5 protein-coding genes are annotated in these 7,784 nt (G+C 44.5%); 4 read left to right on the top strand and 1 reads right to left on the bottom strand.

Going from position 1 to position 7,784, the window contains the following annotated elements:
* Nucleotides 1–1,922 (bottom strand): penicillin-binding protein 1B (gene mrcB, locus B3O33_RS07525; protein WP_292363321.1); only part of this gene is annotated, 1,922 nt, incomplete at its 3' end.
* Between the two features lie 286 nt (nt 1,923–2,208).
* Between mrcB and B3O33_RS07520 the strand changes: the two genes are divergently transcribed.
* The 4 genes from B3O33_RS07520 to tkt all read left to right on the top strand — a co-directional run bounded on the left by B3O33_RS07520 (nt 2,209) and on the right by tkt (nt 7,450).
* Entirely contained in the window at nt 2,209–3,525 is a 1,317-nt protein-coding gene (locus B3O33_RS07520; RefSeq protein WP_292360614.1) for a YjgN family protein, read from the top strand.
* A gap of 2 nt (nt 3,526–3,527) precedes the next feature.
* Nucleotides 3,528–4,685, top strand: coding sequence for a M48 family metallopeptidase (locus B3O33_RS07515; protein WP_292360612.1), 1,158 nt, complete (start codon nt 3,528–3,530; stop codon nt 4,683–4,685).
* A 195-nt stretch (nt 4,686–4,880) separates the two neighbouring features.
* Entirely contained in the window at nt 4,881–5,435 is a 555-nt protein-coding gene (locus tag B3O33_RS07510; RefSeq protein ID WP_292360610.1) for a thioredoxin family protein, read from the top strand.
* A 26-nt stretch (nt 5,436–5,461) separates the two neighbouring features.
* Nucleotides 5,462–7,450: a transketolase gene (gene tkt / locus B3O33_RS07505; RefSeq protein ID WP_292360608.1), complete on the top strand. Its 1,989-nt coding sequence runs from the start codon at nt 5,462–5,464 to the stop codon at nt 7,448–7,450.
* Nucleotides 7,451–7,784: the final 334 nt, after the last annotated feature.

Genomic DNA, 7,784 nt, shown 5'->3' with positions numbered 1-7,784 from the left:
CTCCCTGCAGTATTGATATTCATTGGCAATTGTTGATAGATACTGCGTGCTGTGCCATTGCGGGTTACCTGTTGCAGATTATACTGCAGCAAAAACATGGGTTTTTCATCAATGCTTTGTTGCAACTGAAAAGGATAGCTCGAAAGTGGTTCTCCAACACTGTCTGTTACGGTGCGAATGGTACGTGGCGGAATTTGAAATCCTGTTGCTGCAATAGTCTGATACATGGCGGCCACCTCCAATGTCGACAAACTCTGAGCACCCAGTAGCAAGGAAGGGTAGGCGTCCAGCTTGCGTTCCACGCCGAGTCTTTTTAATGTCTCAATGACGTTATCAACACCTAACTCCATCCCCAACTGTGCAGTTGATAAATTATAAGAATTTGTCAAAGCAGTATGCAGCGGTATCTGGCCGTAGGTTTTTCCATCAAAATTTTTCGGTGTCCAGGTTTGCTGGTTAGGTAAAGTGAGGCTGAAAGATGAATCATCCAATTCACTTATCAAGGTATATCCCTGTTCAAATGCTGTCAGATAAATCGCGGGTTTAACTAAAGAGCCAATAGGCCGCATCGCATCCAAAGCACGGTTAAAACCCTGATAGCGGGTATTGCGATCGCCAATCAACGCCAGTACTTCTCCGGTTTGCGGATCTGTTACCACCATACTGCCCTGGAGTTTTGCCAGGCTTTCACCATAGGTTTTGCCTAAATCTTCAATGGTACTGACAAGCGAAGCTTCAGCTTTGTGCTGACTGATTGGATCGAGGCTGGTAAAAATCTGTAATCCTTCCGAACCGAGATCCTCATCTTTGTATTCGCGTCGTAACTGACGTTTCACTAAATCAATATAAGCCGGATAGGCTTCTTTCATCGAACGACCTGATGGCACCACATCGAGATCAGCGGTGGAAGCCAGCATATATTCTTCATCGGTAATAGAGCCTTGCTGGTGTAAAACACTGAGTACCAGATTTCGCCGGGTTTTGGCACGTTCTGGATTGCGGCGAGGATCATAATAGGAAGGGCCCTTCACCAGGCCGGCCAGTAATGCCAATTGATGTAATTTGAGATCCTGTATTGGCTGAGCAAAATAATGTGCTGCTCCCAGACCAAAACCGTGGATCGCACGATTACCGGACTGTCCCAGATAGACTTCGTTTAAGTAGGCTTCAAGAATTTCTTCTTTGCTGTAATGCCATTCCAGAATCATTGCCATTGGCACCTCCAGCATTTTGCGTAGCAATGTGCGGTCGGCAGTCAGGTAAAAATTCTTGATTAATTGCTGAGTTAAGGTACTTCCACCCTGCACAAATGCTCCAGCGCGAATATTGGCTAAAGTAGCGCGGGCAATGCCTTTGGGTGAGATGCCAAAATGATCGTAAAAGTCTCGATCTTCAATCGCTATCAACGCATCAATAAAGGCTTGCGGTGCATCTTCAAGTTGAATTAAATCGCGATCTTCATTATTCAGTGGATAAATGCCCCCAATTAAGGCAGGTTCCAGCCGGATTAATGTCAGCGATTGCTGATCAGCTGAACGAATCTGACTTAGGGAGTCACCACTGAAATCTAAAATAAGTTGTCTGGCAGGTTCATGCTCATCAGGAAAATGAAAGCCGCGGGTGGAAATCGTTGCCTGTGAAAAAGAAAAAGCAGCCTGTCCCGGCCCTTTGACCTTATCAACAAACTGATAGCCCAAAGCTTTTAACTCAATTTTCAGATCGTCAATGGATAACGGGGCGCCAACATAGAGCTCCAGCGGTCTGGCAAAAACTTTAGCCGGTAATTCCCAGCGCTTCCCTTCAAACTGGCTGCGGATTTGAGTATCCAGATAAAATGTTGCCAGCCCTAGGAGCGCCAGGAAAATAAGCAACAGCTTGAAAAGTGTTCCTTTGGAAATAAAAGCTCGACGGTTTTTGTTCAATCGAGGATTTGTTCGTTGCCGGCGAGAGGGGATGTTTTTTTTACGTACCATAGCCTGAAAAGTAAGTGTGGTGGTGGTAAAAGATCAATAAGGCCTTTTGGGCCTGACAATCCTGAAAGTTTTTGGGCTGGAGATTAACGTTATCGGTTAGCTGCTTATATTAGCAAAGTCTTTCTATTCTAACTGGAGCAATCGTTATTATCCTGTTATAAAGCTGAAGGTTGCCGTCAAGTCAGCTTGCTACAAACTTCGGCAAAATTAATTTAAACAGACAAGGAGGTCTAACGTGTCAGAGTTGCGCTATGACGTTGTTCTGAGTGGACAATTATTAGATGGATTCCATATCAAGGAAGTGAGCGAAAATCTAGCGAGTTTGCTAGCCATGACAGAAAACGCTGTTATTGAATTGTTTCAGCAAAAACATACCATGGTGATGCAGGGGGTGGATTACAAGCAGGCTCAGTTGCAACAGGAAAAATTACAGAATGCCGGGGCAGATTCGTATTTAATGCGGCATATGAAAAAGGAGCCTCGTTTAGCGACTACTCATCAGCCTTATTTATACGGGAATTCTGCAAGTGAGCAGAAGTCGGTGTTGGAACCTGAAATAAAGCCACGGGGAAGGGCATTTTTTTTCAGTGGACAAGGTGCTGAATATTTTCGGATTTGGATAGTCAACGTTGTTCTCACAATTTTGACTTTGGGCATTTATTCAGCCTGGGCTAAGGTTCGCAATAAACAGTATTTCTATGCTAATACGCAACTGGATGAAGCAAGTTTTAATTATCGAGCCGTTCCGCTGCAGATTCTTAAGGGGCGCTTGATCGCCTTTGCTTTTTTTGTTGTCTATATAGCCGTAACGTCACTTTTCCCTGCTACCGGGGTAATATTTGCTCTGTTGTTTGTCATTGTGTTTCCTTGGCTGGTTGTCAAGTCACTGACATTCAATGCTTTTTATAGTGAATATCGAAACGTGCGGTTCGGATTTGATGGTAAATATGGTGAGGCCTTTACCGTTTATATTATTTGGCCTGTTCTTGGTTTATTAAGTCTCTCTTTGCTGATGCCTTTTGCCGTATATAAACAGCAGTGTTTTATGGTGAGAAATATGCGTTATGGTGATACCGCATTTGAGTTTGAGCCTATGGTCAGTGCCTATTATAAAATCGCTCTGGCGATGATTGGCATTGTGGTCATAACATTGATTGGTGTGTTTCTGCTGGCAAGTTTATTAAACCGTGAAGCCTTAGGAGTGCTAACGATAGTGCTATCCATGATGATGTATCTCACATTGTTAGTGTTTTTCACTGTTAAAACAACGAACTTGTTGTTTAATCATGCAAAACTCGCTCAACATGGATTTTCTGCAAACTACACAACACCATCATATCTGTGGTTAGTATTAAGCAACACATTTGCGATTGTGCTCACTTTAGGCTTGTTTATACCATGGGCAAAAGTTCGAGTGGCGGCGTATAAGGCAGTACATACTAAAATGCTGGTGCAGGGTGATTTGAATCAGTTTTCCAGTACTGTCAGTCAACGTGTGGGGCCATTGGGTGAGGGTGTCAGCGATGTATTTGATATGGATGTCGGTTTTTAACAATGCAACCACTTTGGCAACGTGTGCGGATCGATGGTCTCTGGTATGAAGAAGGTGTTTCCAGACAGCGGACTGCCTTTTTACGACATATTTCCGAGCAGGATATCGAAGTTGTAGACAGTTCGGATGGCGCTCAGCTGGTTTGCTGTTCACTGGATGATCTGAAAATTTCTTCACGGTTGGGTAACACCAGTCGCCAGTTGTATTTTCAGCAAGGCCAGAAATTTGAAAGTCTGGATAATGAGACCATTGATCAACTGCTTATCGCCAAAGGGCATGGCTTTTCCCGATTCATTTACCTGCTTGAAAGTCGTTGGCAACTGGTTTTTATTGCACTGATACTATTTGTCGGGTTCGGCTATGGAATGGTGCAGTATGGTGTGCCTGCTGTGGCAAATAAAATGGCTTTTTGGTTGCCCTCAAGTGTTGCTGATCAAGCGGCCAGTCACACACTCCGTTTGCTCGATGAAACCGTGTTATCACCCTCAAAACTGCCACGATCACAGCAGGATCAGCTTTTAACGAAGTTTAAGGTGTACAGCCAACAAGTGGATTTGCCGATAACTATCCAGTTTCGACATGGCGGTAATTTAGGTGCAAATGCGTTTGCCTTGCCGGATGGCACAATAGTATTCACGGATGAGCTGGTGAAACTGGCAGAGCGGCCTGAAGAGTTGATTGCGGTACTGCTGCACGAGATTGGCCATGTGGCCCATCGGCACGGAGCCCAGTCGGTAATGCAGAATTCATTGCTGGTGGTGATGGCAATGGCTTTTGTCGGGGACACATCAGGAATTGCCGAACTCTTTATGGGGATGCCTATTGTGATGATGCAGAGTGCCTATTCAAGAGATTTTGAGCGCGAAGCGGATCGTTTTGCTTTGCGATATATGCACTTCAATCAGATAGCAGGCTCTCATTTGGCTGATCTATTGGATCGTATTGAACTCAATATCAGATGTCGTGCCTATTTTTCCTTACAAGTTGAAGATAACTCGCAATCATCCCTGTGTGACACTCCAGGTGGTTTACAACAGGCTCAACAGAAAGGCTGGCTTATCAGCCAAGCAACTGAGGGAGCGGGTTGGCAAAGTTATCTTGATTCTCACCCTGATAATGCTGAGCGCAGAGCAATGTTGGTGAATGAAGTCGCTGAATAAGTTCTGCTGACTAAAACAAGTCCTGCGACTATATCGGTTTTGTCTCAATATACAAAAACCTAGCGAACATATTCTGGCGAATTGGCTTATTTCGCATTATCTAAATTGTCTGGTAATATGCTGAACTCCAAATTGGTTTCGTGTGGTTAAAGATCACCGAAATTGCCTAAAAACAGGAACTAAAGTGAGATCTTAATGGCTTTAGAGACACCCGTCTGTGACTTTGGCCAAGCGGCCATAGACTTTGCCCTGCCGGGCACAGATAACAAAATCTGGACACCGGAAGACTGTCGTGGTGAGAATGGCTTGTTAATCATGTTCATCTGTAATCATTGTCCTTATGTCAAAGCCATAATGGATAGACTGATCCGTGATACCAACGAACTCAAACAGCTGGGCATCAATTCTGTGGCAATTTCTGCCAATGATGTCGCTGATTACCCGGAAGACTCTTTTGACAACATGAAAACTGTTGCTGAACAAAACGGGTTTTCTTTCCCTTATCTGTATGACGAAAGCCAAGAGGTTGCTCAAGCCTATGGTGCGGTGTGCACGCCGGATTTTTTTGGTTACAACAAAGATCTGACATTGCAGTATCGTGGTCGCCTTGATGCCAGCCGCAAAGAAGCCGCTCCAGCGGACGTACGCCGTGATTTATTTGAAGCGATGAAACAAGTTGCTCAAACAGGTCATGGTCCAGAACAACAGATACCCAGTATGGGCTGTTCCATTAAATGGCGAGCAGCTTAATTTTTTTTAATAGGAGAACGTAGATAATGGCTACACGTAGACATTTAGCAAATGCAATCCGTGCGTTAAGTATGGATGCAGTGCAAAAAGCGAATTCCGGCCATCCAGGTGCCCCAATGGGTATGGCAGATATCGCTGAAGTATTGTGGAATGACCACATGAAACACAACCCGAACAACCCGAAATGGGCTGATCGTGATCGTTTCATTTTGTCTAACGGTCACGGCTCTATGCTCATTTATTCATTGCTGCATTTGAGCGGCTATGATTTGCCGATGGATTCCCTGAAAACATTCCGTCAACTGCATTCACAATGTGCGGGGCACCCTGAATACGGTTATGCGCCAGGCATAGAAACGACAACTGGTCCATTAGGCCAAGGTATTACCAACGGTGTTGGTTTTGCGATGGCTGAGAAGTTAATGGCTGATCAGTTCAACAAACCTGGTCATGACATTGTTAATCACCACACCTATGTATTCATGGGCGATGGCTGTTTAATGGAAGGTGTTTCTCATGAAGCATGTGCTTTAGCTGGTACCTGGGGCCTCGGCAACCTGATCGCTTTCTGGGATGACAACAATATCTCTATCGACGGTCATATCGATGGCTGGTACACCGATGATACCGTCAAGCGTTTTGAAGCATACGGATGGCACGTTCAATCAGTAGACGGACATGATTCTGATGCTATCAATGCCGCTATTGAAGCAGCAAAAAAAGTCACTGACAAACCATCTTTAATTTGCTGTAAAACTATCATCGGTTTCGGTTCACCAAACAAATCTGCCAGCCATGACTGCCACGGCGCGGCATTAGGTGAAGAAGAAGTTGCATTAACTCGTAAAGAGTTAGGTTGGGACTACGAACCTTTTGTTATCCCTGATGATGTTTATGCTGGTTGGGATGCTAAAGCGAAAGGTGACGCTGTTGAAGCTGAATGGAACAAAAAATTCGACGCGTATGCTGCAGAATATCCAGAATTAGCTGCTGAATTCAAACGCCGTATGGCAGGTGATTTACCGGCTAACTGGAAAGACGTTACCGAAAAACTGTTTGCTGAAACCAATGAAAAAGCAGAGAGCGTTGCGTCACGTAAAGCATCACAAAACGTCATTGCTGCTCTGGCACCTACATTGCCTGAATATCTGGGTGGTTCTGCTGACTTGACCGGGTCTAACCTGACCAGCTGTTCAAGCTTCAAGCATGTTTCAGGTAAAGAGCCTGGTAACTACATCTCTTACGGCGTACGTGAATTCGGTATGTTCGCCATCATGAATGGTATGGCGTTGCACGGTGGTTTGTTGCCATTCGGTGGTACGTTCCATATGTTCTCTGACTATGCGAAATCAGCTCTGCGTATGTCTGCATTGATGAAACTGCGTACTATCGCTGTTCTGACGCATGACTCTATCGGTCAGGGCGAAGACGGTCCTACTCACCAACCTATCGAAAACACTGCTGGTCTGCGTTACATTCCGAATATGGATGTATGGCGCCCTGCAGATTCAGTAGAAGTTGCTGTGGCATGGGTTGCTGCTATTGAACGTCAAGATGGCCCAACCAGCCTGGTTTTAAGTCGCCAAGGTATTCCGGGTCGTAAGCATGATGCAGCTGACTTTGAAGGAATGCGCAAAGGTGCTTATATCCTGTCAGAAGCTAAAGGTGGCAAAGCGGATGTCATCCTGATTGCAACTGGTTCAGAAGTAGATCTGGCAGCAAAAGCACAGGAAGCATTGGCTGAAGATGGTATCAACGCACGTGTTGTTTCTATGCCTTCAACCAACGTCTTTGATCGTCAGGATCAGGCTTATAAAGACAGTATCCTGACACCAGGTGTCAAACGTGTTTCTGTTGAAGCCGGTGTAACTGACTTCTGGCGTAAATACGTAGGTCTGGAAGGCGGCACAGTTGGTATCGATACCTTCGGTGAATCTGCTCCAGGCGGTGTTTTGATGAAACACTTCGGCTTTACTGTCGAAAATGTGGTTAAAACTGTAAAAGATACTTTGTAAATCACAAACGTAAGTTTTAGCTGAGGTTAATGAGATGGCGAGTGAGTGAAAACTTACTCGTCATTCTTGTTTTTGATGAGTGTAAATTTTTTCTTGTCTGAGAAGTTAAGTGGGCGTTGAAATGGATAGGGCTCCAGCTATTAATTTACAACACAAACTATAAATTTCATTTATCTTCTGGATAAAAATAATTTAGTTTGGTTTATTAAAAGAATCCCATACACTTCATGTGAGATTGCAGGAAGTGAAATTTAAAACAATATGAATGTTTGACGAGTCTGTGTTAACACATCGTGGCGATACTGATTTTTAGCAGCATGGGTGTTGACTATGT

It is taken from the genome of Methylophaga sp. UBA1464 (assembly GCF_002325665.1).
GTDB lineage: Bacteria > Pseudomonadota > Gammaproteobacteria > Nitrosococcales > Methylophagaceae > Methylophaga.
This window is presented reverse-complemented; position numbering and strand designations above follow the sequence as displayed.